Source organism: Streptosporangium sandarakinum, from assembly GCF_050942225.1.
Lineage (GTDB): Bacteria > Actinomycetota > Actinomycetes > Streptosporangiales > Streptosporangiaceae > Streptosporangium > Streptosporangium nondiastaticum.
The window spans coordinates 1,455,181-1,480,723 of the sequence record NZ_CP192034.1; the positions used below are offsets into that span (position 1 = coordinate 1,455,181).

The 25,543-nt window shown below is 73.2% G+C and carries 22 protein-coding genes and 1 pseudogene; 8 read left to right on the top strand and 15 right to left on the bottom strand.

Annotated features, from left to right (window positions below):
• Positions 1-3 precede the first annotated feature (3 nt).
• A complete protein-coding gene (locus ACQP10_RS06950; RefSeq protein ID WP_433541074.1) occupies positions 4-1,365 on the bottom strand; it encodes an alpha/beta hydrolase in 1,362 nt (453 codons plus the stop codon).
• Positions 1,366-1,497: 132 nt separating this feature from the next.
• On the opposite strand from ACQP10_RS06950, the gene ACQP10_RS06955 reads away from it, so the two are divergent.
• From ACQP10_RS06955 to ACQP10_RS06970, 4 genes are read left to right on the top strand one after another with little or no spacing between them, the layout of a single operon-like run.
• The gene (locus tag ACQP10_RS06955; protein ID WP_346021967.1) at positions 1,498-2,103 is read left to right on the top strand and encodes a hypothetical protein; all 606 of its coding nucleotides are present in this window, start codon (positions 1,498-1,500) and stop codon (positions 2,101-2,103) included.
• A gap of 5 nt (positions 2,104-2,108) precedes the next feature.
• Positions 2,109-3,080 (top strand): peptidoglycan-binding protein, encoded by a 972-nt coding sequence (locus tag ACQP10_RS06960; protein ID WP_433541075.1) that lies wholly within the window; start codon positions 2,109-2,111, stop codon positions 3,078-3,080.
• Positions 3,077-3,745: an ABC transporter ATP-binding protein gene (locus tag ACQP10_RS06965; RefSeq protein WP_346021969.1), complete on the top strand. Its 669-nt coding sequence runs from the start codon at positions 3,077-3,079 to the stop codon at positions 3,743-3,745. Before ACQP10_RS06960 ends, ACQP10_RS06965 begins: the two co-directional genes overlap by 4 nt.
• The gene (locus ACQP10_RS06970) at positions 3,742-4,908 is read left to right on the top strand and encodes an ABC transporter permease (RefSeq protein WP_346021970.1); all 1,167 of its coding nucleotides are present in this window, start codon (positions 3,742-3,744) and stop codon (positions 4,906-4,908) included. The genes ACQP10_RS06965 and ACQP10_RS06970 overlap by 4 nt, the downstream gene beginning before the upstream one ends.
• Positions 4,909-5,208: 300 nt before the next feature.
• Here ACQP10_RS06970 and ACQP10_RS06975 read toward each other — a convergent pair.
• Positions 5,209-6,012, bottom strand: a pseudogene (locus ACQP10_RS06975) (Tn3 family transposase); the annotation flags it as partial.
• Between ACQP10_RS06975 and ACQP10_RS06980 the strand changes: the two are divergent.
• Together ACQP10_RS06980 and ACQP10_RS06985 are read left to right on the top strand one after the other, a co-directional pair.
• Positions 5,896-6,675 carry an aldose epimerase family protein gene (locus ACQP10_RS06980; protein WP_346021972.1) on the top strand — a complete coding sequence of 260 codons (780 nt, stop codon included), beginning with the start codon at positions 5,896-5,898 and terminating at the stop codon, positions 6,673-6,675. The pseudogene ACQP10_RS06975 and the gene ACQP10_RS06980 overlap by 117 nt on opposite strands.
• A 135-nt stretch (positions 6,676-6,810) precedes the next feature.
• Positions 6,811-7,041, top strand: a complete 231-nt coding sequence (locus ACQP10_RS06985) for a hypothetical protein (RefSeq protein WP_179819353.1) — start codon at positions 6,811-6,813, stop codon at positions 7,039-7,041.
• A gap of 68 nt (positions 7,042-7,109) precedes the next feature.
• On the opposite strand, the gene ACQP10_RS06990 is transcribed toward ACQP10_RS06985, so the two are convergent.
• A complete protein-coding gene (locus ACQP10_RS06990; RefSeq protein WP_346021973.1) occupies positions 7,110-7,748 on the bottom strand; it encodes a LysE family translocator in 639 nt (212 codons plus the stop codon).
• A 70-nt stretch (positions 7,749-7,818) separates the two neighbouring features.
• Positions 7,819-8,760, bottom strand: coding sequence for a LysR family transcriptional regulator (locus tag ACQP10_RS06995; RefSeq protein ID WP_389993677.1), 942 nt, complete (start codon positions 8,758-8,760; stop codon positions 7,819-7,821).
• 75 nt (positions 8,761-8,835) lie between these two features.
• Between ACQP10_RS06995 and ACQP10_RS07000 the strand changes: the two genes are divergently transcribed.
• On the top strand, positions 8,836-9,360 hold the full coding sequence (locus tag ACQP10_RS07000) for a cysteine dioxygenase (RefSeq protein ID WP_433541076.1): 525 nt from the start codon (positions 8,836-8,838) through the stop codon (positions 9,358-9,360).
• Between the two features lie 88 nt (positions 9,361-9,448).
• On the opposite strand, the gene ACQP10_RS07005 is transcribed toward ACQP10_RS07000, so the two are convergent.
• From ACQP10_RS07005 to ACQP10_RS07040, 8 genes are all read right to left on the bottom strand, one after another.
• Entirely contained in the window at positions 9,449-10,213 is a 765-nt protein-coding gene (locus tag ACQP10_RS07005; protein ID WP_179819349.1) for a PspA/IM30 family protein, read from the bottom strand.
• Positions 10,214-10,378: 165 nt separating this feature from the next.
• Positions 10,379-11,140 carry a hypothetical protein gene (locus tag ACQP10_RS07010; RefSeq protein ID WP_179819348.1) on the bottom strand — a complete coding sequence of 254 codons (762 nt, stop codon included), beginning with the start codon at positions 11,138-11,140 and terminating at the stop codon, positions 10,379-10,381.
• Positions 11,140-12,972, bottom strand: coding sequence for a substrate-binding and VWA domain-containing protein (locus tag ACQP10_RS07015; protein WP_246423932.1), 1,833 nt, complete (start codon positions 12,970-12,972; stop codon positions 11,140-11,142). Before ACQP10_RS07015 ends, ACQP10_RS07010 begins: the two co-directional genes overlap by 1 nt.
• A gap of 130 nt (positions 12,973-13,102) precedes the next feature.
• Complete coding sequence (locus tag ACQP10_RS07020) at positions 13,103-14,278, bottom strand: MFS transporter (protein ID WP_346021978.1); 1,176 nt, start codon at positions 14,276-14,278, stop codon at positions 13,103-13,105.
• A gap of 150 nt (positions 14,279-14,428) precedes the next feature.
• The gene (locus tag ACQP10_RS07025; protein WP_433541077.1) at positions 14,429-15,175 is read right to left on the bottom strand and encodes a TetR/AcrR family transcriptional regulator; all 747 of its coding nucleotides are present in this window, start codon (positions 15,173-15,175) and stop codon (positions 14,429-14,431) included.
• 105 nt (positions 15,176-15,280) lie between these two features.
• Complete coding sequence (locus ACQP10_RS07030; RefSeq protein ID WP_433541078.1) at positions 15,281-17,578, bottom strand: YhgE/Pip family protein; 2,298 nt, start codon at positions 17,576-17,578, stop codon at positions 15,281-15,283.
• Positions 17,575-18,288, bottom strand: a complete 714-nt coding sequence (locus ACQP10_RS07035) for an ATP-binding cassette domain-containing protein (RefSeq protein ID WP_389993690.1) — start codon at positions 18,286-18,288, stop codon at positions 17,575-17,577. The genes ACQP10_RS07030 and ACQP10_RS07035 overlap by 4 nt, the downstream gene beginning before the upstream one ends.
• A 193-nt stretch (positions 18,289-18,481) precedes the next feature.
• Positions 18,482-19,828 (bottom strand): M20/M25/M40 family metallo-hydrolase, encoded by a 1,347-nt coding sequence (locus ACQP10_RS07040; RefSeq protein ID WP_179819343.1) that lies wholly within the window; start codon positions 19,826-19,828, stop codon positions 18,482-18,484.
• Between the two features lie 284 nt (positions 19,829-20,112).
• Between ACQP10_RS07040 and ACQP10_RS07045 the strand changes: the two genes are divergently transcribed.
• Positions 20,113-21,507: an aspartate aminotransferase family protein gene (locus tag ACQP10_RS07045; protein WP_389993693.1), complete on the top strand. Its 1,395-nt coding sequence runs from the start codon at positions 20,113-20,115 to the stop codon at positions 21,505-21,507.
• Between the two features lie 263 nt (positions 21,508-21,770).
• On the opposite strand, the gene ACQP10_RS07050 is transcribed toward ACQP10_RS07045, so the two are convergent.
• The 3 genes from ACQP10_RS07050 to ACQP10_RS07060 all read right to left on the bottom strand — a co-directional run bounded on the left by ACQP10_RS07050 (position 21,771) and on the right by ACQP10_RS07060 (position 25,358).
• Positions 21,771-23,261: a tetratricopeptide repeat protein gene (locus ACQP10_RS07050; RefSeq protein WP_433541079.1), complete on the bottom strand. Its 1,491-nt coding sequence runs from the start codon at positions 23,259-23,261 to the stop codon at positions 21,771-21,773.
• 266 nt (positions 23,262-23,527) lie between these two features.
• Positions 23,528-24,175 carry a response regulator transcription factor gene (locus ACQP10_RS07055; protein WP_346021983.1) on the bottom strand — a complete coding sequence of 216 codons (648 nt, stop codon included), beginning with the start codon at positions 24,173-24,175 and terminating at the stop codon, positions 23,528-23,530.
• Between the two features lie 16 nt (positions 24,176-24,191).
• On the bottom strand, positions 24,192-25,358 hold the full coding sequence (locus tag ACQP10_RS07060) for a sensor histidine kinase (protein ID WP_433541080.1): 1,167 nt from the start codon (positions 25,356-25,358) through the stop codon (positions 24,192-24,194).
• Between the last annotated feature and the right edge of the window lie 185 nt (positions 25,359-25,543).

Consider the following 25,543-nt stretch of genomic DNA (forward strand, 5'->3'; position numbering starts at 1 on the left):
GTATCAGTTACCGCAGGTGGTGCCCGTGACCTTGCCCGTGAGCAGGAAGCCGGTGATCTTACGGTTCATGCACTGCTTGGGCGCGGTCAGGCCCATCCGGGCGTAGGTGATGTGGCCGGTGCCTTCCATCGTGAGCAGCTTCGAGCCGGGGACGCGCCGATGGACGCGGGTGGCCCAGGTGTGCGGGGTGGCCAGGTCCACCGTATGACTGGCGACCAGCGTGGGCACACCCGTGAAGGAGTGCGCGGCCGGCGGGTTGGCGACCTTGGCCGGCCAGCCCTGGCAGCCGAGCACGAAGTTGATCGCCTGGCTGTTGCCCCTGACGTACGGGGCGACCTTGCGCGCTTCGGCCATCGCCGTCCGATAGTCCGTGAAGTTGGTGAAGGTCGCGCTGAAGTCCTGGCACCAGGTGGCTCTGAACATGATCTCCCCGCCGGAGTGCAGCCAGCGGACCTCGCCCTTGCCGGTGGCCAGCGCCTTGAGGCTGCTGTCCAGCTCGGGGGTGCCGCCCACCCTCAGGTACCCGTTGAGCAGTTCGGTCAGCATCTGCGGGGTGACCTTCTTCCCCTTGTGCGTGAGGGTGCCCTGGTCCGCCCTGGCGAACAGGGTCGCGACGGTCGTGCGCAGGCTCTTCTTGAGCGCCCGCTCGGCTTCGGCCGCGCCGTCGCGCAGCAGCCTGGCCGGGTCCTTGATGCTGTGGTCGACCACGCTGTCGAGGACGAGGCTGTTCAGCCGTTCCGGGTGGAGTTGCGCGTACTGCTGGCCGATGAGCGTGCCGTATGACTGGCCGAGGAAGCTGATCTTCTCCTCGCCGAGCGCCTGGCGGATCGCCTCCACGTCCCGTGCGACGGAGCCGGTGTCGAGGTGGTCGAAGAGCGCGCCGGTCTTCTCGCGACAACTCTGACCCAACGTGCGGTTCGTGGCGACGAGGGCGGCGAACTCCTTGCTGGTCGTCGGTTGTTCGATGGGGCCGGCCTCGCATTCCAGGCCGCTGCTGCGGCCGACGCCGCGCGGGTCGAAGCCGATGATGTCGAAGCTGTCGAGCACCTCGTCGGGGAACTCCTCTCCGGCCATCATGACCGGGGTCGCACCCGGGTTGCCGGGACCGCCGGGATTGGTGATCAGCGTCCCGATCTTCTTCTTTCGCGCCTTGCTCCGCGAGACGAAGATCTCGATCTTCTCGCCGTCCGGCTGGGACCAGTCGACGGGCACCGTGACCTTGCCGCACGTGATCCCCTTGGCCGCAGGGGGGTAGGGCGGGTCCGGCGGGCACGTCCCCCATGTCACTTCGGCGGCGGCCGGAACAGCCGGCATCAGCGCGCCCAGGCAGAGCGCCGCAGCGGCGGCGAGGTAGATCTTCTTCATGGCGGCCACGCTGCCAACCGCGCGTGATGACCATTGAACGGTTTTTCTACCAACGTGTAACAAAGGCGACTGTTACCTCCTCATCACACAGCCATAGATGGTTCACCACATCAGGCCAACACGGTGGTCGGCATGCCGAAGAAGACCACCATCGCGCTGCTCGTCGTACCTGTGTTCGCCCTGGCCGCCTGCGGGAGCGGCGGCCAGGAGCCGACCGGTGGCGAGATCCTCAGTGCGGGCTCACCGAGTGCCGCGTCTGCCACCACCAAGCCTGCGGCCAAGGAGGGCAAGGGCGCCTTCTACGACGCCCAGCTCGCCTACGTGCGGTGCATGCGCCAGAACGGGCTGCAGGACTGGCCCGACCCCAAGCTGAGCGGCCACCCCGACTGGGACCGCATCCAGGACATCCAACGCGAACTCCAGAAGGGCTCGAACCTGCGGGCCGGCCAGGAGAAGCTCACCAAGGCGATGCGCGCCTGCATGGACCTGATGAACGTCGCCGACGCGCTCGCGCCCAAGCAGGACCCGGCCAAGCTCTACGAAGCGCTGCTCAAGCACGCCAAGTGCATGCGCGACAACGGCGTCTCCGCCTTCGCCAACCCCAAGAAGGAGGGCAACGCCGTCATCCCCGGCGGCGACCCGAACCCGGCCAACCCGGCGTTCGACATCGAATCCCCCGCCTACGAGCGGGCCCGCCAGGCGTGTAAGGATCTGCTGCCCGACGGGTCCGACCAGTGAGAGCCGTGCTGGTGCTGATCGCGGCCACGGCGGCCCTGAGTGCCTGCGCGTCCACCGCACCGGCACCGCCCACCAGGCCGCCGGCGATCGCCAAGGTGACCAAGTCAGACCTGGTGCGGAGCAAGACCGTCGACGGTTCGCTCGACTACGCCCACCGGCGCGAGATCAGGCACCCGGTCGCGGGCACGCTGACCGCCGCCGCCGTCGAGGGCAGGACGGTACGGCTGGGCCAGCGCCTGTATGACGTGGACGCCAGGCCGGTGCTGCTGCTGTACGGCAGGACGCCGATGTTCCGCAAGCTCTCCGCCGGGGCGCAGGGCCCTGACGTGCTGCAACTCCAGCAGAACCTGCGCGCGCTCGGCTTCGCTACCGTGACCGAGCGCAGCTACGGTCCGCACACCGTCGCCGCGGTCAAGTCGCTGCAGAAGGCGAGAGGGTTCATCGCGCCCGACGGCGTGATCAGACAGGGTGACGTGGTCTTCCAGCCAGGCCCCGTCCGGGTCGTGGCGGCCAACGCGCGCCTGGCGGACAGGGTGGGCGGCGAGGAGCCGGTACTGACCGTGGCCTCGGCCACACCGGTCATCAGGGTGGAACTCGACCCGGCCGACCAGAAACTGGCGCGCAAGGGGAAGAAGGTCGAGATCGCCCTGTCATCCGGCACGTCCATGGCCGGCCGGGTGAGCACCGTCATCCGGCCGAAAGGCGAAGGCGAGAACCTCACCGTCGAGATCGCCTTCCGCGGCAAGGCATCGGGCACGGTCAGCGTCACCTTCGCCATCCAACGCCGCGCCGGAGTGCTCGCCGTACCGGTGGAGGCCGTGGTGGCGCTGCGCGAGGGCGGCTACGGCCTGCAGGTCGTGGAGAACGGCAAGGTCCGCGTCGTCGCGGTCGAGCCGGGCATGACCGCCGACGGGCTGATCGAGGTCAGCGGCGCAGGGCTGCGCGAGGGCATGGAGGTCGGGGTGGCCAAGGAGTGAGCGCCGTCATCGAGTTGACCGACGTGACCAGGAGCTACCCAGGGGACGTCCACGCGCTGCGCGGGGTGAGCCTGCGCGTGGACGAGGGTGAGCTGGCGGCCGTCGTCGGCCCTTCCGGGTCAGGCAAGTCGACCCTGCTGCAGATCGTCGGCACTCTGGACCGGGCCAGCAGCGGGGGCGTCCACATCGCGGGACACGACGTGGGCACGCTGTCGGACGCGGCGTTGTCTACGCTGCGAGCCGGCCATATCGGCTTCGTCTTCCAGCACTTTCACCTCTCGGCCGGGTTGAGCGCCGTGGACAACGTGGCGGAGGGCCTGCTCTACGCGGGCGTCCCGCTGCGCGAACGCCGAGTCAGGGCCCGCGAGGCTCTGAAGCGGGTACGGCTGGCGCACCGCTTCGATCACCGGCCGCACCAGCTGTCGGGCGGCGAGAAACAGCGCGTCGCCATCGCCAGGGCGGTCGTCGGCCGGCCCGCCCTGCTGCTGGCCGACGAGCCCACCGGTGCCCTCGACACCGCCTCCGGCCAGGTCGTCATGGAGCTGCTGCACGAGCTGCACCAGGGAGGGACGACCGTCGTGGTCATCACGCACGACAACGAGATCGCCGCGTCGCTGCCGCGCCGGATCAGGATGCGCGACGGCCGGATCGTGAGCGACTCGTGAGGCCGGTCGACATCCTGCGCACCGGGGCCGGGGGGCTGCGCTCCAGGCGGGCCAGGGTGGTGTTGTCCGCGCTCGGCATCGCCATCGGCATCGCCACCATGGTCGCAGTGATCGGGCTGTCCCTGTCGAGCCGCGCCGACGTGCTCGCCCAGCTGGACCGGCTCGGTACCAACCTACTGACCGTACAGGCGGGCAAGACCGCGCTCGGCGAGGACGCCAAGCTGCCCAAGCAGGCCGTGGCCATGGTCCGCGCTGTCGGCCCGGTTCAGCAGGCCACCGCGACCGGTGACGTCAACGCCTCGGTCAGGCGCAGCGACGTCGTCCCGCAGGAGCGCACTGCCGGAGTGGCTGTGCAGGCGGCCAGACTCGACCTGCTCAGGGCGCTGGGCGGCCGGGTGCGCTCCGGTACCTGGCTGACCGCGGCCAGCGAGCGTCTGCCCACCACCGTGCTCGGCGCGGTGGCCGCCGAACGGCTCGGCGTACTCGGCCCAGGCGAGAAGATCCTCATCGGGGACAGCTGGTTCGTGGTCGTCGGCGTGCTCGACCCCGTCGAGCTGGTCCCCGAGCTGGACCGGGTGGCCCTCGTCGGCTTCACCGCCGCGCAGCACCACCTCGGTTTCGACGGCCACCCCACGGTGATCTTCGAACGCTCTCGTGACGACGCCGTGGAAGCGGTACGTGACGTACTGGCCCGCACGGTCAGCCCAGGATCACCCGAGGTCGTGAAGATCAGCCGACCGTCGGACGCGCTGGCCGCCCGCGCGGCCACCGACGAGGGCATGACCACGCTCATGCTCGGCCTCGGCGCGGTCGCGCTGCTCGTCGGCGGCGTCGGCGTGGCCAACACCATGATCATCTCTGTGCTGGAGCGGCGGCAGGAGATCGGCCTGCGCCGCGCCCTGGGCGCTCGCAAGGGCGACATCCGGCTGCAGTTCCTGACCGAGTCGCTGCTGCTGTCAGCGCTGGGCGGCAGTGCGGGCGCGGCGCTGGGAGCGGTCGCCACAGCGGCTTTCGCCCTCGTACAGGGTTGGACGCCGGTGATCCCGCTCTGGTCCATCGGCGGCGCCATCGCCGCCACCCTGGCCGTCGGCGTGCTGGCCGGCCTCTACCCTGCAGCGCGAGCCGCACGACTCCACCCGACCACCGCCCTCAACGCCGCCTGAAACCACTTCGGGGGGCAGACAAGATAAGCGTCAAAGGGGCAAGGCCCTGGTCAGAGGCAGATCTGGTGCCATCGAGCCTGGCTGATCAGAGGTCTTCGACATCGCCGCCGGGTACGTCGAAGACCTCTAGCCAGCCGAGTCGGCGGATCTTCCGTCAGGGCCACCGGAGCCTCATCATGCCTTCTGCCTGCGGATTGCATCTTTGGCGTTTACTTGGTCTGCCTCCCGTGCCGACGTGATCAGGCAGCCAGCTCGACCGTGGTGAAGTCGATCTCCTTCAGGCTTTGACCACGTCCAGCTCGGCGAACGCGTTGACCACGGCAGCAGGTTGGCGCTCCAGTCCGCGTACTCGTTCGACCCGGCCACCGCGATGTCGCCGGTCCGCAGCTCCTCGGCCAGATAGGTGAACACCATCGCCTCGAAATGCCGGCGTGCCACCATTCCCGGGCGGCCCCGGTCGGTGACGGCGCGCCGCCAGTTGCCCGAGGCGAACATGATCCCCGATTCGGGGTCGTCGCTGCCCTCCACGCGCGGCGGCATCGGGATGAAGTCCCGCCGCTTGGCTTCGTGGGCGCGGGCGTGATCCAGGGCCGCCAGCACCGAGTCATCGCGGGAGGTGGCCGTCAGCTCCAGCTTGGCGACCAGGTCGAACATCACCGTCCGGTCCTGTCTGAAGAACCGGTAGGCCAAAACCTCGTAGTTGTCGCCGTGGAAGGCCGACACCTCCTCGATGCCGGCCAACTGGGCGGCGAACCCGTCGGCGCTGTTCACCGCGGCCACCGCGCCGGCCGCACCCGATGCCCCTCCAGCCTGGCCGTCGGGGTCCAGACGCTCCAGCACGGTGCGGTAGGTGCCGATCAGCCGCTCACTGACGGTGCGCTGCCGCTCGCGGATGTCCTCCAGCGCGGCCCGGGCCTTCTTCAGGTTGGCCGCCACTCGCTTGCACAGCATCTCGGCCAGATCATCCCGCGCCCGCATCCGCGCAGTATGCAGCAGGCACGCCAGCAGCGCCAGCCGTTTGACCGGGTCGTAGCGCGACAGCGTATCGGCATCTTGGACGGCGGCCTCCCCGGCAAAGTCAGTGATCTTGGTGGGGGCGATCCCCCCGGCGGCTTCTCCCAGCGCGTGTGGCGGGTGGCCGAGGCATCCCCGGCGGCGGTGACGCTCACCTACGTCAGCCCCGACGGACAGGAGGGCTACCCGGGCACGCTGACCGTCTCGCTCACCTACACGCTGACCGGGGACGCACTCCGGCTCGACTACCGCGCGACGACCGACGCGCCGACCGTGCTGAACCTGACCAACCACTCCTACTTCAACCTCGCCGGCGGCGGCGACGTCCTGGACCACGTGGTCCGCATCGACGCCGCCCGCTACCTGCCGGTCGACGCCACGCAGATCCCGACCGGCGAGCTAGCCCCGGTGGCCGGCACGCCGTTCGACTTCACCGTCCCGCACCGGATCGGGGACCGCGTCGGCGACCCGCTGCTGGGCGGCGGCTACGACCACTGCTACGTCCTGGACGGCGGCATCGAGGTCACCGACCCGGTGAGCGGCCTGACCATGGAGGTCACCACCACCGAGCCCGGCGTGCAGTTCTACACCGCCAACCTCCTCGACGGCGTCGCCACGCCGTACGGCAGGCACGCCGGGCTCTGCCTGGAGACCCAGCACTTCCCCGACTCGCCGAACCAGGAGCACTTCCCCTCGACGGTGCTGCGGCCCGGCGAGGAGTTCGCCTCCACCACCGTCTACCGCTTCCGCTGACCGACCCGACCCGACCCGACCCGACCTGGCCCGGCCACCGGGCCCGTACGGCGCGGCGGTCCGGGGTATGAATCCCGGCGGGAACGCGGCCCGCGGGGGACTCCGCCGGCCGCTCGTCTTTCTCGGGGGGTCGCCATGACCGTCTACACCCTGTCGATCATCGAGGGGGAGGCCGGCCGGGACGCGGTCGGCACGGAGCTCTTCTCGGCCGGCTGCCCGGTCCACTTCAGCCAGCTCGACCCCTTCACGCTGACGTGGCTGTCGGAGAACGGGTACGAGGAGCCGAACCGGCACGTCCTCGTCACCCCGGCCGGCCGGGAACCCGCCGCGCTCAACGTCGTCGCCTCCCGCGAGGTGGACCTCTGACCCCGGGCGGCGGGGGTACGGCCGTCCGGCCCGGACGGCAGGCGGCGGGCGCGGGTCCGGCCGTGCCGTCAGGCGGCGTGGGCTTGGCCGGTGAGCGCGGCGGTGGCCCCGAGACCCAGGTAGACGACGCCGCTGCCGGTGTCCAGTCGGCGGCGGGCGCGGGCCGAGCCGCGCAGCCGGCCCGCCATGGCCGAGGCCAGCAGGGCGTAGGCGCCGTCGCTGGCGACGCCGAGGAGGATCCAGATCACGCCCAGCAGCATGATCTGCGGAGCGACCGCCCCCCGCGCCGGGTCGGTGAACTGCGGCAGGAACGCCAGGAAGAAGATGGCGGTCTTCGGGTTGAGCACGTTGACCACGAAACCCTCCCAGAACAGCCGGGAGCGGGAGGCGGCCGGCGGCGCGGCGGCGTCGAGGCCGCCGGAGCGGGTCATGAGCCTGCGCACCCCCAGCCAGACCAGGTAGGCCGCGCCGAGATACCTGACCACCGCGAACGCGGTCGCCGAGGCGGCGAGCAGGGCGCTGACCCCCAGCGCCGCGGCGGCCACGTGCACCACCGATCCCAGGTGGACGCCGAGCACCGACACCATCCCGGCGCTCCGGCCCTGGGTGACGCTGCGGGTCACGATGTAGAGGACCGCGGGGCCCGGCACGAGCAGCAGGGCGAGCGTCGCGGCGACGAAGAGGGCGAGAGTGGTCAGGTCCGGCATACCCGGATCGTAGAACGGCGGGTCACGCCGCCGCCGCCGGTTTTCCCGGCCCCGGACCGGGGGGAACGCGTCAGACCGAGGCCGTGAGCGCCTCCAGCAGCGCGGCGGTGGCCGGGGGGAGGGGCGGCTCGCCGTACGTGGCGACGTGGATGTGACGGACCGAGCCGGGCAGTTCGGCCACGCCGACGGCGGGGTGGCGGTGCGCCCTCAGGGCGAGACCCGGCAGCACCGTCACCCCCATTCCGGCGACGACCAGCGCCTGGACGGCCACGACGTCGTCGGTGGTGAAGGCGATCTCCGGCTCGAAGCCCGCCCGGGCGCACAGGTCAACCAGGTGGACGCGGCAGCGCTCGCAGCCGCCGATCCACCGGGCGCCTCGGTGCGCGGCCAGGCCGCCGGCGGGCGGGGGAGCGACGTCCGTGGGCGCGCCGGTTCCGGGCGCGGTGTTCCCGGACGCGGCGGCGCCGGAACCGATCGGGGCGGAGGCCGGGGTGACCAGGTAGCTCGGGTCGTCCAGCAGGTGCAGCAGCCGGACGCCGTCCTCCTCGGGGGCGGTGCAGTCGTAGTGGAAGACCACCGCCGCGTCCACGTGGCCCCCGCGCAGCATGCGCAGCGCCTCCGGCGGCTCGGTCTCGGTCAGGCGCAGCTCCAGGCCGGGGTGCCGCCGGGCCAGCAGGGAGACGGCCGCCGGCACGAACGTGCCGAGCGCCGAGGGGAAGGCCGCCAGCCTGACCCGGCCCGCCCGAAGCCCCACGTGCGCCGACAGTTCGGCGGCCGCCGAGTCGACGCGGCCGACGATCTCGACGGCCCGTTCGGCCAGCAGCCGGCCGGTCTCGGTGAGCCGGACGCCCCGGCCCACCCGCTGGACGAGCTTGGCGCCCGTCTCGGCCTCCAGCCGGGCCAGGTGGTGGCTGACCGAGGGCTGGGAGTAGTGCAGCTCCCGCGCCGCGGCGGTGACGGAGCCGTGTCTGGCGACCGCGGCGAGCACGCGAAGCCGCACGATATCCAGCATTTATCAACAATATCTATGAATTACCAGGAAATAAGGCATTAGACGGATGAGTTTCCGCCCCGCACGCTGAAGGGCATGGAGACCACCGTCATCACCCGGCCCGGCCTCATGGAACTCGTCGAGGGGACCCGCGGGCTGGTCGCGAAGTCCATGAGCCCGCGCGAGACCGCCTTCGCCGTCGCGGACCTGCTGCGCGAACGGCTGCCGGCGCCCGGGATCCTCACCGAGGAGGAGCGGGCGGGAGACCCGGACCGCTACGTCACCCACGTCCTGCACACCGAGGCGGACCTCTCGGTCGTCGCCATCGTCTGGCGGCCCGGTCAGGAGACCGTGATCCACGACCACGTCGCCTGGTGCGTGTTCGGCGTGCTGCAGGGCGTGGAGTACGAGACGCTCTACCGCCTCGACGGCGACCACCTCACCGAGATCGGCCGTACGGCGAACCGGACCGGCGAGGTCAGCGGCTTCGCCCCGCCCGGTGACATCCACCGGGTCCGCAACATCGGGGACGGCACCGCCATCTCGCTCCACATCTACGGCGCGGACCTCGGCGACACCCCGACCAGCGTCCGCCGCGTCTACGACCTGCCGGTCCGCTGACCCCGCCGCGCCCGCCCGCGCGGCACGGCATCGGCCGCGGCTCCGGGCCGGACGGGTCCGCCGGGACCGGCCGGCCGTACGGCGCGGGTCAGGGAGCGGGGTCGGGGGGCTCGTTCCGGCCGGGCTTCCGCTCCAGGGCCAGGCTCTCCCTGATGGCTTCCAGCCGGGCCGCGCCCTCCACGTCGATGGCGGCGCGCTCGACCTCGATCATCCTGGCCTCGACGGAGCCGGCGGTCAGCTCGGCCTCGCCGAGGGCGCGGGCATAGCGCTTCTCGATCTTCTCGCGGACCTCGTCCATGGTGGGGACGTCACCGGCCGGGGCGAGACCGGACAGGTCGGCCATGGCCCGGTTGAGCCGCTCCTGCATCTTCGCCTGGTCGAGCTGCGACAGCAGCCGCATCCGTTCGGCGATCTTCCGCTGCAGGGCCATGGCGTTGGTCTCGACCGCCGCCCGTGCCTGGGCGGAGGACTGCCGGGCCCGCTCGTGCAGGAGACGGGCCTCCTGCAGAGCCGTCTCCGCCGCCACCAGCCGGGTGGCGAAGGCGCGGGCGGAGTCCTCGTAGGAGGCGGCCTTGCGCTCGTCGCCCGCGGCCCTGGCCTGCTCGGCCAGCAGCACCGCCTGGCGGGCGTTGGCCTGGAGCCGCTCGGTCTCCTCCAGCGCGCGGGTGAGCCTCATCTGCAGCTCGTGCTCGTTGCCGATGACCGCGGCGGCCTGCTGGGACAGCAACCGGTGCTGCTCCTTGGCCTCCTCGACGGCCTGCTCGATCTGGACCCGCGGATCGGACAGCTCGCTCAGCCGGCCGGACAGGGCGAAGACCAGGTAGCGCCACGCCCGGCGGATGACTGTGATCATGGGGGGCTCCTTAACGATCCTCACCGGGCCGCGGCGGTCCGGCGCGTCTCGGGGATCGGCGTGTCCGGTGGGTTCGGTGGGTTCGATGGGCTCGGTGTGTCCTGTGGATCGGCGCGTCCGGCGGGTTCGTTGCGGCTCGGGGACCCGGTGCGCCCGGTGCGTCGCTCATGGATCCGGCGCGTCCCGCGGGCCCAGCGCGTCGCGGGTGATCCGTTCGGTCTCGTGCAGGCCCCGCCGGACCCCTTCGAGACCGTCGGCCAGCTCGTCGAGGACCCGTGCCGGCCCCAGGGAACCGGTCGCGGGCATCGCCGCCAGCTCCACCACCCGGGCGACGAGCCCCTCGATGCCGATCGCGCTCGACTCCATCCGGGTGAGCACCTGGTTCCTGGTCTCGGTCAGCCGGTCGGCCACCGCCCGCTGGGCGGCCAGCGAGCCGAGGGCGCGGCCGATGTCGTCGACCACGTCCCCGCGGGCCCGCCGCAGCTCCTCCGTCAGGCGCGCGTGCTCGCGGTCGAGCCGGCCGCGGTCGAACCGCGCGAGCGCCGCCCCGGTACGGGAGGCGTGCTCGGCCAGGCGTTCCAGCGTGGCCAGCGAGTCCTCGACCCGGGGCCGCATCAGCGTGATCCGCCCGGCCAGCGGGCCGGTCTCCAGCGAGGCGCTCAGCTCGCCGAAGTCCCGGGCCGCCGCGGCGGCCCGGTCCAGCCAGTACGCCTCCCCGCTGCCCTCGGCGACGGCCGGCGCCGTACGGCCCGCTCCCCGCCCCTGCGCCGCGGCGACGCCCGCCTTGACCAGCCAGACGGTCACCCCGACGAAGGCGGCGGCGGCCGGGTGCACGTCGACGGCCCAGGCGGCTCCGCCGGCGGTCGCGCCGAGCAGCAGCCCCCAGGGATCGCGGAGTTCCTCGATGAGGCGGGACGTCGGGGACATCAGAAGTTGGATATCACCGCGGTGAACACCTGGTCGATACTCCCCGCCTCACGGGAGTCGTACGCGGCCGCGTCGGTCGCCTCGGAGATCTTCCTGAGCACGTCGAGGTCGGCGTCCTGGCCGTAGGCGATGGTGAACATCCGCACCGACTCCCGGCCGGTCTCGGCGCGCAGGGCGGGCAGCAGGTTCTCCAGGGAGACGCCGTCGACGTCCTCGTTCTTGCCGTCGGTCAGGAAGACCACCGCGTTGATCGCGTCGTCGTCGTGCCGGCCGAGCACGTCCCGGTAGGCGGCGAGCGCGGTGTCGTAGAGGCCGGTCCCGCCGTCGGGGGTCAGGCCGGCCAGCCGTTCCCGCAGCTCCTTGAGCCGCCCGGCGTCCGCGGCGCGGATCGGGGCCAGCTCCAGGTGGTCCCGGGGGCCGTCCCGCCCGGTGGAGAACATCCACAGCCCGACCCGGTCGTGCGGGCCGAACTGCGACAGCGCGGCGGACGCCGCCTGCCTGGCCAGGTCCAGCTTGGTCCCGCCGGTGCCGGCCACCGTGGCGCCCATCGAGCCCGAGACGTCGATCACCATGAGCACGTTCGCGGGCCTGCGCAGGTCGGCCCAGCCGGCGAGCACCCGGTCCAGCACGTTGGGGGCGGGCGGGTTCAGCGTCGCCTTCGGCTCGGCGGGCAGCAGCCCGTTCGCCTCGGTGATCAGCTTTCCGGGCCTGCCGTCGTGCGACCGGAAGGCGGCGGCGGCGAACCGCTCCTGCTGTTCCGGTGCCCGCAGGTACGCCAGGAAGTCGGCCGCCACCGCGCGCCTGGCGTCGTCCACCCACGGCGCGGTCAGCACGGCGTAGGGGTTGTCGGAGTAGAGCGTGCCCTCCTTGGGGTAGATCGCGACCAGCGGGACCTTCGGCCTGGCGTGCCGGCCCAGCGTCGCGGGGTCGCCGGTCGGGTTGCCCTGGTTGTAGTCCCAGACCGACTTCTCCTCCACGGCCACCGCGGAGATGTAGCCGAGCCCCGCCCCGGCGTCGTCGGCCCGCTGCAGGTTCGACAGGAAGGTCAGCGTGGTGTCGCCGTAGTGGACGATCGAGCGCTCCACCCCCCGCACGAACTCCCTGGTCCGCCGGTCGGCGACGTTCTTCTCCGTCAGGTCGCCGGACAGGCCGGTGGCGGCGAAGTAGGCGCCGATGGTGGCGTTCAGGCCGCTGGTGGAGAAGTTCGGGTTGGTCTTGCCCAGGCGGAAGGCCCCCCACTCCGGGTGGCCGTGACCGGCCCAGGAGCCGGTGGACAGGTCGAGCAGGTCGGACCAGCCGAGCTTCTTGCCCGGCCAGCCCAGCGCCTCGGCCATCGGCTTGGGCATCGCGACGACCAGCGGCGTCTTGGCGATCGAGGGATTCTCCAGGGCGACCGGAGCGCCGGCATCGGACGCGGTGGCGCGCTGCCGGAGCAGCGTGACCCAGCCGCTGCTCGCCGGGGACCAGACGTCGGGGCGGGGGCCGTCCCGGCGCTCGTCCCAGCCGCGGGCCAGCGCCAGCATCGCGCCGCCGCTGGCCACGTTCTCGACGACCACGTCGGCGCAGCGCCCGCCGACCTTCCGGCCGCTGTAGCGGTCCGCCATCTCCCGCAGCAGCCCGGCCTTCTCCGGTGAGGCCGCCACGGTCAGCGTGGTCTTCTCGCCGTCGCATCGCCCGGCGGGCCCGGCGCTGTGCCCGGTGTCCCCGGCCGCGTCGCCCGGCCCCCTGCTCCCGACGTAGAGCCGCAGGCCGACGATCATCGCTCCGGCGAGGATGACCGCGATGATGAACGGGGCGAAGTTCCTGCGCCGTCGTGGCGGCTGCTGGTACAACCCTGCCTCCCGGGGGGTGTCGGTATATGTCCGACGAACGAGCCCCCGCCGAAGTTCGCCGCCGCGGCGATCTAAGGCGGCCCGTCCGGAACCGGCGGCGGTCCGGGACGTCGGCCGGTGACCCGCGGGTTCAGCGGGACCCGGCGAGCGACCACAGGGACACCGCCATGAGGAGGGCGGTCAACCCGCCGCAGATCATCACGATGGAGATCGGGAAGGCGTCGACGAGGCGGCCGCCGAAGAACGCGCCGAGGGCGAAGGTCGCCTGGAACGAGGAGGTGAAGAGGACCATGGCGGCTTCGGGCGCGTGCGGGGCGGCGCCGATGAACGACGCCTGCGAGCAGACGGGCACACCGCCGTAGGCGAGGCCCCAGAGCACGAGCGACACCGTGGCGCCGGCGGCCGTGGCGCCGGCCCAGGGCAGCAGCAGGGTGACGGCCGCGATCAGGCAGCCGCAGGCCACGAAGGCGCCCCGGGGACGCGTGGCGACGGCCCTGCCCGCCAGGAAGTTGCCGGCGATCCCGGCCGCGCCGTACGCCAGCAGGACGGCGCTGACGGCCGCGGGACGCAGGCCGGTGACGTCCTGGAGGAAGGGCGTGACGTAGGTGTAGGTGCCGAAGTGGGCCAGGACGACGAGGAAGGTGGCCAGCAGGGCGACGACGGTGCCCCGGGCGCGCAGCAGGCCGAGCAGGACGCGGAGGCCGGTGGCCCGGTCACCGGGCAGCGGCGGCAGCAGCACCAGCAGGGCGACCAGGACGAGGACGGCCAGCGCGGCCAGGGCGAGGAACGAAATCCGCCAGCCGGCGAGCTGGCCGAGGAGGGTTCCGGCCGGTACGCCGAGCACGGAGCCCAGCGGCACGGCGGAGAAGATGACGGCGGTGGCGGTGCCGACGGACGGCGGCGCCACCAGGCGGCCGGCCAGCCCGGCCCCGATCGACCAGAAGCCGCCGATGGTGAGGCCGACGAGCACCCTGGAGACCAGCATGACCCAGTAGGAGGTCGCCCCGGCCGCCAGGACGTCGGCGACGGCGAGCACCGCCATGAGGACGCACAGCATCACGCGGCGGTCCAGTCGGGCGGTGGTCAGCGTGACGGCGGGCGCGGCGACCGCGGCGACGATGCCGGGCAGCGCCATGGTGAGCCCCGTGATGCCGTCGGAGACGCCGAAGTCGGCGCCGATGGCGGTCAGCAGGCCGATGGGCAGGATCTCGCTGGTGACGATGGCGAAGATCCCCAGCATGAGCGAGATGATCGCGAACCAGTCGATGAGGGGCGGGCGAGGCCGGGTGAGCGTGGTCGTTGGCATGGTTCCCGTCCAGGGGAGGGCGTGCGGACTGCGGGCGTCCAGCCAAGCAGGGACGAGGCGGCGGGCACCGGCAGGTTTCGGACCACACCGTCGCCGGAACGGGTGCCGGGGACGGCCCCCGCTCCGGACCCGAGCCGGAGCGGGAGCCGATCAGCCGGTGACCCTCCGGTGCAGCAGATCGGCGAGCGTGGCGTGCAGCTCCTCCAGCGGGCGGTCCGGGTGCAGCGCCCGGCGCTCGATGGAGACGGTCACCACCATGCCGAACACGGCGGTCGCCGCGGTCTCGACGTCCAGGCCCTCCCGCACCAGGCCCTCGGCCACCGCCCGGCGCAGCACGCCGGCGTAGACGCCCAGCACCTGGTCGCGCAGCCTGGCCACCGCGCTCTGCCAGGCGGTGCGCCACATCTCGGCGAGCAGCACCCGGGCGAACGCGCCGTACTCCTCGAAGAACCGCAACTGCGCCATGACCACCGCGTCCAGGGCGTCCAGCGCCGTGCCTCCGCCCGGCGCGGCGGGGCCGCCGGCGCCGTCCCGCCCGGTACGGCCGGCGTCGCGGTCCGGGACGGCGGGGCCCGGCCCGCCCGACGCGGCGTCGGCCAGCACGCCGGCCAGGTGCTCGATGCCGTGGTCGAGCATCGCCGCGAAGAGCGCCTCCTTGCTGCCGAAGTTGTAGAACACGGTGCCCTTGGCCACCCCGGCGCGCTCGGCGATCGCCTCCACCGTGGCGGCGGTGTAGCCCTGTTCGGCGATCACCTCCACGGCCGCGGTGAACAGCTTCAGGCGGGTCTCGGCCCGGCGCCCGCCCGCCTTCGCCGCGGCCCTCGGCGGGGCCGGGGCCGGGGGCGGCGCGCCCCGCCGGGGGCGGCTCCGGACCGGCTGATCTCCGTCATGGGCCAACCGTAGCCACAGGAGCGCCCCCGGACGGAACCGTCGCGCGGACGGCGTCGCGGGACGGCCGGGCCGCCGCGCCGCCGGCCCGGGACGAAACCGTCGCGCCGGCGGTCACAGCGACAGCTCCGGGTGGAGGCGGCGCAGCGACCAGGTGCGGCTCCTGTGCACCGCGTGGATCGTCAGGGCGAGGCCCAGCGCGGTGGTCAGGCCGAGCACCCCGCACGCCTGCCAGACCACGGTGAGGTCGCCGCCGCTGATCAGCCGCCGCAGCGCGCTGACCACCCAGCTCATCGGCAGCCACGGCGAGATCGTCTGGAAGAAGCCCGGTGAGGTCTCGATCGGGTACGTGCCGGCCGAGGAGGTGAGCTGCAGCATCAGCAGGGCCAGCACCACGACCCGGCCCGGCGGGCCGAGCAGCGCGTTGACCGCCTGCACGACCGCGAGGAACGCCGCCGCGGTGAGCAGCAGGATCCCGGCCACCCCGGCCCAGTGCGCGGCCTCCATGCCGAGCCCGAAGCGCAGCACCGCCAGCAGCACGCCCACCTGGGCCGCGCCCAGCACCAGGGCCGGCAGCCAGCCGCCCACCGCGATCCGCCACGCGGCGGCCGTGCCGGCGAGGAGGCGGGGGTTGAGCGGACGCAGCACCATGTAGCTGACCATCGCGCCCACCCACAGGGCGAGCGGGACGAAGAACGGCGCGAAGCCGGTGCCGTAGTTGGGCACCTCGTTGAGGACCTGCTTGGCCACCCTGACCGGCTCGCTCATCATGTCGCTGCGGTCGGCGCGCTCGCCCTTGCCGTAGTCGGGGATCTCCTTGGCCCCGTCGCCGAGCTTGTCGCTCAGCTCGGCGGAGCCGTCGGTGAGCTCGCCGAGGCCGGTGGTGAGCTCCCCGGCGCCCCGGTGCAGGCGGCCGACGCCCCGGTCCACCTGGGTCGCGCCGTCGCTCAGCTTGACGATCCCGCCGCCGAGCTGGTTGAGCCCGTCGGACAGCTTTTCCGCGCCGTTGCCGAGCTTGGTCAGCCCCGCGGTGAGCTTGCCGTTCGCGGCCGTCGCGTCACCGAGGCCCTTGGAGACCTGCCGGGAGCCGTCGGCCAGCTTGCCGAGGCCCGTGTCCAGCTCGTTGAGCTGGTCGCGGAGCTGTCCGACCCGCTGCCCCGCGGTCGGCGCGACCTCCGCCGTACGGGCCGCGATCTCGGAGATCCGCTGGGCGTTCTGCCGGAGCCGGTCCGCCACGCCGCTCGTGTCGCCGCCGCCGGAGGACCCCTCCAGCCCGCCGGACACCTGCTGGACGGCCTCGGTCAGCCGGTCGGCGATGGCCCGCAGCCGCGGGTCGGCGTCGGGGTTGGACTCCACCCAGCTCTGCAGCTGCTGGGCCTGCCGGCGGGCCTGCTCGGCGCCCTGGGTGAGGCCGCCGGGCAGTGAGTTCAGTGAGTCCGCGCCGCCGGCGACCCGGTCGGCGCCCTCCTCGACGGCCTGCGCCAGCGTGCGCAGCCGCGAGCCGTTCTCCTCCAGCACCGGGATGACCTCGTCGGCCACCGCGTTGACCTTCGACACCTGGGCGTGGACCTGCCGGTAGACCTTCGCGTTGCCGTCGGCGACCTGCTTGGCGCCGCCTGCGAGCTTGGTCAGGCCCTGGCCCAGCTTGCGCGAGCCGCTCTCCGCCTGGCCCAGGCCGGTGGCCAGCTCGCCGGCCCCGGCGGCCAGCTTGCCGGTGGCGGTGTCGGCGCTGTTCAGGCCCACGGCGAGCTGGTGCGTGCCGTTCTTGGCCTGGCCGAGACCGTCGTTCAGGGAGGACGCGCCCTCGCCCGCCTTCGCCGAGCCGTCGCGTAGCTTGTCCGCGCCGTTCGCGGCCTTGGCGGTGGCGTCGTGCAGCTCCCCGAAGGAGACGAAGACGTTGTTCCAGTAGTCCTTGAGCGCGGTACGGCTCGCCGCCTCCCTGACCTCGGCGAACACCGCGTCGGAGATGGTGCCCATGATGTAGCTGCGGCCGGTGTCCACCCGCACGCCCAGCTCGGCGGGGGTGGGCGTGCCGTTCTTCTCGGACGGCGAGGCGAGGTGGGAGCTGAAATCGGCGGGGATGGTCAGCGACAGGTAGAAGCTGCCGTCGTTGACGCCGTCGGCGGCCTCGCGGGCGCTGACCCGGTGCCACTCGAAGACCTTCCGGTCGCGCAGTTCGTCGGCCAGCTCGCGGCCCGCGTCGATCGTCTTGCCGTCGGCCTTGGCGGGCCGGTCCTCCATGACGAGGGCGACCGGGATGTTCTCCAGGTGGCCCTGCGGGTCCCAGAACGACCACAGGTACAGCCCCGCGTACAGCAGCGGCAGCATCACCACGCCGGCCAGCGCCGAGCGGGTCAGCCGCGAGCGGGTGAACCGCCGCAGTTCCAGCCGTCCCGGTCCCAGCGCCCTCATCGGTCCTCTCCCTCGTGTCCCTTACGTGTCTCTTGTCCGTCGTTCTCGCCGTCCCCGTCCGGTACGGCTTCCGCTCCGCGAGCGGCGCCCTCCCGGGCCGCGGCCCCGGAGGGCAGGTGCACCGACGGCGCCGGGGCGTCCTCGACGCAGGAGGCGACGATGGTCAGGCCCAGGCCGGCCAGGTCCGACAGCGTCCCCCAGATCGCCTCCTCCTGGTCCGCGGTGACGCCGATGTCGATGTTGTCGGCCACCAGCAGCCCGGGTTCGTCGAGCAGCGCGAGGGCGATGCCGAGGCGGATCCGCTGCTCCCGGCCCAGGTCGCGGACGAGGGTCCGGTCGTCGGGCGGAAGGTCCAGCCCGGCCAGCTCCAGGGCCCGCGCGGCACGCGCCTCCTGCCGGCCGCGCCGGAGGAGGCCGGGGGACCGCTCGTGCAGGTGCTCGCCGACCGACAGCGCCTTCTCCAGGTCGTTCACCCCGTCCACCAGGCCGAGCGCCGCGATCCGCCGGATCGCCTTCGGCGAGGTGTGCCCGGCGACCGAAATCGTGCCCCCGGTGGGTTTCATCCGCCCGGCCAGGGTGAGGAGAAGGCTCGTCCGCCCGCTGCCGGCCTGGCCGGTGATCGCCGTGACGCAGCCCGGTTCGGCGTGGAGGGTGACGTCGCGGTAGGCCCAGCCGTGGTCGCCCTTCAGCGACAGGTCCGCCGCGCGCACCTCGGCTCCTCGGAACACCGCGTACCCCCATTCTTTAAACTGACCAGTCAGTATAAAAACTATCACGCAAAAGAGCCCTGCCCGACGGCGGGCAGGGCTCTTACCGGCCGGTCCTCCGCGGGGCGGCCCCGGACCCGCCGGGATGCCGGACGGTTCCGGTCCCCGGCGGACCCGTTCCGGTCCCGGGCGGGCCTCAGGCCGTCGCGGCGCCGTACCGCTGCAGGAAGAGCGCCTCGGCCAGGATGTTGCGGCGGAGCTCGGCGAGGTCCACGCGCTCGTTGGGCGCGTGGATCGAGGCGTCGTCGTCCTCGGCGCCGAACAGCAGGATCGAGGCCGCCGGGAACTGCTTGGCCAGCGTGGAGACCAGCGGGATCGAGCCGCCCGTGCCGACGTCGCGCGGCGGGCGGCCGTAGGCGCGCTCCATCGCCTCGTTCAGCGCGGTGCGGGCCGCGCCGCCGGAGTCGGCGAGGAAGCCGGAACCGGCGACGTAGTCGCTGAAGCCCACCTTGACGCCCCAGGGGGCGACCTGGTTGAGGAAGTCGACCACGGACTCGACGGCCGTCCTCGGGTCGGCGGCCGGGGGGACCCGCACGGTCACCCGGGCGCGCGCGACCGGCTGGACCGCGTTGATGGCCCCGGAGACGGTCGGCACGTCCAGGCCGGTGACCGTGATGGCGTAGGAGGCCCACAGCCGGTCGGCCAGCGACCCCGAGCCGACCAGCGAGACGCCGTCGAGCACGCCCGCGCCCTTGCGGAACTCCTCCTCCGAGGGGCCCGCCCCCAGGAAGACGCCGCGCGGCAGGCCGGGGACGCGGATGTCGCCGTTGTCGTCGTGCAGGGCGGCGAGCATGCGGATCAGCGCGGCGAGGGCGTCCGGGGCGGCGCCGCCGAACGTGCCGCTGTGCAGCGACTCGCTGAGGGTGCGCACCTCGACGGTGAACGCGCCCATCCCGCGCAGGGAGGTGGTCACCGCCGGGTCGTCGACGTGCGGGTTGCCGGTGTCGGCGACGATGATCGCGTCGGCGCGGAGCAGCTCGGGGTTGCGCTCGACGAACGCCTCCAGACGCTCCCCGGCGTACTCCTCCTGGCCCTCGATGATGACCTTGACGCCGACCGGGAAGCGGCCCTGGAAGACGCGGAGGGCGGCGACGTGGGAGATGACACCCGACTTGTCGTCGGCGGCGCCGCGGCCATAGAGGGCGCCGTCGATCTCCGTCGGCTCGAAGGCCGGGGTGCGCCACAGCAGCGGGTCCCCGGCGGGCTGGACGTCGTAGTGGGCGTAGAGCAGGACGGTCGGCGCGCCGGGAGGCGCCGGGGCCTCGGCGTAGACGGCGGGGAAGCTGCCGTCCACCGGGATCTGGCGTACGTGCGGCAGCCCCGCGCTGCGCAGCAGCTCCTCGGTGGCGGCGGCCGCCGCGTGCACCGGCTCCTCCGGGTGGCCGGGGAAGGCCACCGAGGGGATGGCGACGAGCCGCTTGAGGTCTTCGACCGCCTGGGGCAGGCCGGCGGCGACGGCGCCCTCGATCTCGTCAGGAGTCACGAACTTTACCCCGCATCTCAATATCTGATCGTTTCCGTTGCGGCGCGGCCGGTGGGGTGGGCCGCTCCAACGACCGATTCCAGCACATCCCACCTCCGACCTGCGGCCCGAGGGTCGCGCGCCGCCCGTTCCGCCCCATTATCGACTCGCGGATTCCGTTGCTTGGGCCTGGTATGGCAACGGATTTCGACGCGATCAAACGGCGACACCACGTTTTCACTTGTCAATGTCCGTATTTGCCGGGCACACTGGTTGGTAGCCCAGCACAGCGAGGGAAGATGGTAATGACGCACCCCGAAAACACCGACGTGGCTTCGATCATGCAGGCCGCCCAGGACAACCTCTGGATGCACTTCACCCGGCACGGCGCCTACCAGGACTCCGAGGTGCCGATGATCGTCCGTGGTGAGGGCTCGTACATCTACGACGTCCACGGCAAGCGCTACCTCGATGGTCTCGCCGGGCTGTTCGTGGTCCAGGCCGGGCACGGCCGCAGCGAACTGGCCGAGGCCGCCGCCAAGCAGGCCCAGGAGCTGGCGTTCTTCCCCCTGTGGTCCTACGCCCACCCCAAGGCGGCCGAGCTCGCCCAGCGCCTGGCCGAGCAGGCCCCCGGCGACCTCAACCGGGTCTTCTTCACCACCGGCGGCGGTGAGGCCGTCGAGACCGCCTGGAAGCTCGCCAAGCAGTACTTCAAGGCGACCGGCCGCCCCCTCAAGCACAAGGTCATCAGCCGCCAGATCGCCTACCACGGCACCCCGCAGGGCGCCCTGTCGATCACCGGCATCCCCGCCTTCAAGCAGATGTTCGAGCCGCTGGTCCCGGGCTCGGTGCGGGTGCCGAACACCAACCACTACCGCGCCGACGAGATCACCGGCGTGCCCGGCATGACCCCCGAGCAGTACGGCTACTGGGCCGCCGAGCGCGTGGCCCGCGCCATCGAGATGGAGGGCCCCGACACCGTGGCCGCCGTCTTCGTCGAGCCGGTGCAGAACGCCGGCGGCTGCTTCCCGCCGCCCCCCGGATACTTCCAGCGCCTGCGCGAGATCTGCGACGAGTACGACGTCCTGCTGGTCTCCGACGAGGTCATCTGCGCCTTCGGCCGTCTCGGCACCATGTTCGGCGGGCAGAAGTTCGACTACGTCCCCGACATCATCACCTGCGCCAAGGGCATGACCAGCGGCTACTCCCCGATCGGCGCCATGATCGCCTCTGAGCGCCTGTTCGAGCCGTTCAAGAGCGGCACCGAGATGTTCGCCCACGGCTACACCTTCGGCGGCCACCCCGTCTCCTCCGCCGTCGCCCTGGCCAACCTCGACCTGTTCGAGCGCGAGGACCTCCTGGGCCACGTCACCCGCAACGAGCCGGTCTTCCGCGCCACCCTGGAGCGCCTGCTCGACCTGCCCATCGTCGGGGACGTCCGCGGCTCCGGATACTTCTGGGGCATCGAGCTCGTCAAGGACAGGACCACCAAGCAGACCTTCGACGCCGACGAGTCCGAGCGCCTGCTCCGCGGCTTCCTGTCCAAGGCCCTCTTCGACGCCGGGCTGTACTGCCGCGCCGACGACCGGGGCGACCCGGTCATCCAGCTCGCCCCGCCGCTCATCTGCGGTCCCAAGGAGTTCGACGAGATCGAGTCGATTCTGCGCTCCGTGCTGACGGAGGCGTGGAGCCTGCTCTAGCCGCGCCGCGTGCCGCGCGCCGTACGTCCCCGTACCGGCGCGCGGCGCCGCCTCGCCCCTTCGTACCCCGTTCCTCCGGCGTCCCGCCGGAACCGAAGGGAACCGCAGTCAGGTGGCGCTCGCCCTCGGCCTGCCGTACACGCGGGTCTCCGAGGTCGTCGCCGCCCGACCCAGATCCCGTACGGCCCGCTTCCCGCGCTCCTGCCGCGCGGGGCGGGCCGTACGGCTGTACGGGGCGGGCCGTACGGCCACGCGGGGCGGCGTCAGGGCGGCCAGGCCGACCGCAGGTCGCGGGCGACCGCCAGGACCCGCTCGACCTCCGCGGGGGTCGGCCACGGAGCGCCGCCCGGGCGCAGCAGCGTGTCCCGCACCGAGGCCAGATACGCGAGCGCGTCCCGCGGGACGTCGCTCCGCCCGGCCAGCCAGGCCAGCGCGCCGGCGCGGTCGCGCGGCGGCCGGGTCACCAGATCCCAGGTGCCCAGGATCTCGGTCAGGTCGGCCACCTTCAGCGGGGTGCCGCCCCGCCGCGCCACGGCGGCGGCCGTCAGCTCGGCGCGGGCCACCAGCTCCGGCGAGGCGGGACGGTCCCAGAACGGCGGGAGCACGACCGCCGGCCGCCGCGGGCCCGCCCCGGGACCCTCCGCCGCGTGGCGTCCGCCCTCGTCCTGACGTCCCGCCCGGGACGCCCCGGCCTCGCCGTGACGTCCGGGCTCCGCCGTCGGTGAGGCCAGCTCGGCGGCGGCGCCGCGGTGCCCGGCCCGTGCCGCCTCCCGGAACCAGCGCCGCCCGCCCCGCACGTCGCCCCGCTCGGCGATCAGCAGCAGGCCGAAGGTGAAGGCCGCCTCCGGGTCGCCCCCGGCCGCGGCCCGGCCCAGCCAGTGGCCGGCCGCCCGGGGATCGCCCAGCTCCACGCACACGAACCCGGCCATCCGCTGGTCGTCGATCCGCCCGGCACGGGCGGCCCGCTCGAACCAGGCGCGGGCGGTGCGCAGGTCGCCGCGGGACAGCGCGATCCCGCCGAGCTGGGACGCGGCCCCGGGATGCTCGCTCTTGGCCGCGAGCCGGTAGAACGCCTCGGCCCCCTCGGGGTCGCGGTCGGCCCGCAGGAACAGCCCCAGGTGGTAGGCGGCGTCGGCGTGGCCGCCCCGGGCCGCCAGCTCCCACCAGCGCAGCGTCTCGTCGTCCTCGCCGCAGGTGTAGGCGATGAACCCCAGGTCGTGGGCCGAGGCCAGGTCGCCCGCCACCGCCGCCCTGCGGTGCCACTCCCCGGCGGCCCTCGTCTCCCCGGCGTCCTCGCAGATCAGTGCTAGGCGCCGGGCCGCCGACCGGCACCCGCCGCGCGCCGCCGCCTCGAACCAGCGCCGCGCGCCGGGCACGTCGCCGCGCTGCTCCAGCAGGAGCCTCGCCAGACCGGCCGCCGCCTCCGCGTCACCGGCGTCCGCCGCCAGCTCGTACCACCGCGCGGCGTCGTCGGAACTGCCATGCGTCTCGTGCCAGAGGCCCAGGTTGTAGGCGCTGTCCATGTTCCCCCCGGTGGCCGCCCGCTCCCACCAGTGGCGCGCCGCCGCCCGGTCGCCGCGCCGGGCGCAGTGCCGGCCCAGCAGGTGCGCGGCCCGCGTGTCGCCCCCGTGCGCGGCCGACCGCAGCGCCGCCTCCTCTTCGGGATCTAGGGCCGGGCCGGGACCCGGATCGAGGCTCGGATCAAGGCCCGGACAGGGGCCGGTGCCGTGCCGGGCGCCACGGGGAGGCGGCACCGCCGTACTCCGGGGGGCCGCCTGGGTCGAAACCGTCTCCGGACCATCGGGCCACCACCCCATGCCACCCTCCTCGTCAGGACATCCGACAGATTGCCATGTGACCGAGTGGGCACGGAGTGTAATTGAAATTTTCCCCGGGCAGGCCGAAAGATGACCTCCCTTCGCGGGGGCGGCCGGTGCGCCGCCGCGCCTTTCGCCTCCCGGACCGCCCGTGCCGGGCCATCTGATGAACACGGAGAGTAGTCGAACGAGATTCGGCCTGGTCAGGTCCAGCCGGGCCTGACCAGGCCGGTCTCGTAGGCGATGACGACGAGCTGGGCGCGGTCGCGGGCGTGCAGCTTGACCATGGCCCGGCTGACGTGGGTCTTGGCGGTGGCGGGGCTCATGAACAGCTTGGCCGCGATCTCGTCGTTGGTCATGCCGGTGCCGACGAGGGCGAGCACCTCGCGCTCACGGTCGGTGAGCAGGGTGAGTTCGCGGGCCGGGTGGGGCTGCTTGGCGCGGCTGGCGTACTCGGCGATCAGGCGGCGGGTCACGCCGGGGGAGAGCAGGGCGTCACCGGCGGCCACGACGCGGACCGCCTGGATCAGCTCGGCCGGCTCGGTGTCCTTGACCAGGAAGCCGCTGGCGCCGCCCCGCAGGGCCTCGAAGACGTACTCGTCCAGCTCGAAGGTCGTCAAGATGATGATCTTCGGACCGGGTGGCATCCGGCGGGTGGCGGTCAGGCCGTCCATGCCCGGCATGCGGACGTCCATCAGCACCACGTCGGGGTCGTGCTCGGCGGCCAGCCGCAGGGCCTGCTCCCCGTCGGCGGCCTCGGCCACCACGGTCATCCCTGGCTGGGCGTCGAGCAGGGCGCGGAACCCGGCCCGGACCAGCGCCTGGTCGTCGGCGATGACGATCTTTATCATGCGGTCTCCTGGTGGATCATGCGGTCTCCCCGGCGGATCGCGCGCCCTCCCCGGGGGACGGCGTGCTCTCCTCGGGGATCGGCAGCCGCGCCTCGACGCGGAAGCCCCGTCCGTACGGCCCGGCGGTCAGCGCGCCGCCGAGGGCCGCGGCCCGCTCCCGCATGCCGGGGATGCCGTTGCCGCCGCCCAGGCCGCTGCCCGGCCCGCCCGTGGGGGCGTCGCCGCCGGTGTCGGTCACCAGCACCACCAGCTCCCGCGGGCCGTACTCCAGGCGGACGGCGACGGAGGCGCCGGGGGCGTGCCGGGTGACGTTGGTGAGGGCCTCCTGGACGATGCGGTAGCCGGCCCGGTCGACGCCCGGCGGCAGGTCCCTCACCGCGCCGGTGACCTCGGTGACGACCGGCAGGCCGCTGCGTCCGGCCAGCTCCTCCAGCCGGTCCAGCCCGGCGGTGGGGGAGCGGGGGGCGCCGTCGCGCAGCACGCCGAGGACCGAGCGCATCTCGGTCAGCACGTCCTTGGAGGCGTGTTTGATCGTGGTGAGCGCGGTGCGGGCCTGCTCGGGGTGGTCGTCGATGAGGTGCAGCGCGGTGGACGCCTGCACGTGGATGAGGGAGATGTTGTGCGCGAGCACGTCGTGCAGCTCCTGGGCCATGGTCAGCCGCTCCTCGCTGGCCTGCCGCCGGGCCTCCTCCCGCGCCACCCGCCGCTGCTCGGCGAGCCGCTCCCGCCGGGCGCGGACGAACTCGCCCGTCGCGAGGACCGTCCCCATGGCGGCGGCGATGGCCAGGACGTGCCACAGGCCCGGGCTGGGGACGGGGGCCAGCCAGGTGGTGTAGACGACGAAGAACACGTAGGTCACCGTCGAGGAGATCCAGGCGGCGCGCCGGTGGCCCAGGGTGACGGCGACGTACAGGGCGATGGCCGGGCTGAAGAAGATGGGCCCGTAGGCGTGGCCGCGGAGGATGAAGACCCAGGTGGCGACGATGTTGACGGCCAGCGTGACGGCCGGGTGGCGGCGCCGTACGGCCAGGGCCGCCGGCCCGGCGATCAGCAGCGCGTTGCCGAGGAGGTCGACCGGAAGGCGGTCGGGCTGGTTCCACTGCGCGCCCTGGGTCGTCAGGACCTGGAGGGCCGCCATGAGCAGGGGGAGCAGCGGGTCTATCCATCGGGTTCCGGCGCGCACGCCCGAACTTTACGCCCGCCCGCCGTCCGGTTCGTCCGCCCGGCGGGGCAGGGCCGGCTACGCCGTCCGCGGTAGCCGGGGGCCGGTGCCGGCCCCCGGGAGGCCGAGTTCCGGGAGGCCGGGCTGCGGGAAGCCGGGCTCCGGGCGGCCGGGCGGGGAGAGTCCGGCCGGCGGCGGACGGGGAA

Bases quoted from the DNA above. Each gene is read 5' to 3' on its own strand.
- ACQP10_RS07020 (WP_346021978.1), bottom strand. From the start codon at position 14,278: ATGCCAACGACCACGCTCACCCGGCCTCGCCCGCCCCTCATCGACTGG.
- ACQP10_RS07045 (WP_389993693.1), top strand. From the start codon at position 20,113: ATGACGCACCCCGAAAACACCGACGTGGCTTCGATCATGCAGGCCGCC.
- ACQP10_RS07010 (WP_179819348.1), bottom strand. From the start codon at position 11,140: ATGTCCCCGACGTCCCGCCTCATCGAGGAACTCCGCGATCCCTGGGGG.
- ACQP10_RS06955 (WP_346021967.1), top strand. From the start codon at position 1,498: ATGCCGAAGAAGACCACCATCGCGCTGCTCGTCGTACCTGTGTTCGCC.
- ACQP10_RS07005 (WP_179819349.1), bottom strand. From the start codon at position 10,213: ATGATCACAGTCATCCGCCGGGCGTGGCGCTACCTGGTCTTCGCCCTG.
- ACQP10_RS06980 (WP_346021972.1), top strand. From the start codon at position 5,896: ATGCAGCAGGCACGCCAGCAGCGCCAGCCGTTTGACCGGGTCGTAGCG.
- ACQP10_RS06990 (WP_346021973.1), bottom strand. From the start codon at position 7,748: ATGCCGGACCTGACCACTCTCGCCCTCTTCGTCGCCGCGACGCTCGCC.
- ACQP10_RS06985 (WP_179819353.1), top strand. From the start codon at position 6,811: ATGACCGTCTACACCCTGTCGATCATCGAGGGGGAGGCCGGCCGGGAC.
- ACQP10_RS07055 (WP_346021983.1), bottom strand. From the start codon at position 24,175: ATGATAAAGATCGTCATCGCCGACGACCAGGCGCTGGTCCGGGCCGGG.
- ACQP10_RS07030 (WP_433541078.1), bottom strand. From the start codon at position 17,578: ATGAGGGCGCTGGGACCGGGACGGCTGGAACTGCGGCGGTTCACCCGC.
- ACQP10_RS07000 (WP_433541076.1), top strand. From the start codon at position 8,836: ATGGAGACCACCGTCATCACCCGGCCCGGCCTCATGGAACTCGTCGAG.
- ACQP10_RS06950 (WP_433541074.1), bottom strand. From the start codon at position 1,365: ATGAAGAAGATCTACCTCGCCGCCGCTGCGGCGCTCTGCCTGGGCGCG.
- ACQP10_RS06995 (WP_389993677.1), bottom strand. From the start codon at position 8,760: ATGCTGGATATCGTGCGGCTTCGCGTGCTCGCCGCGGTCGCCAGACAC.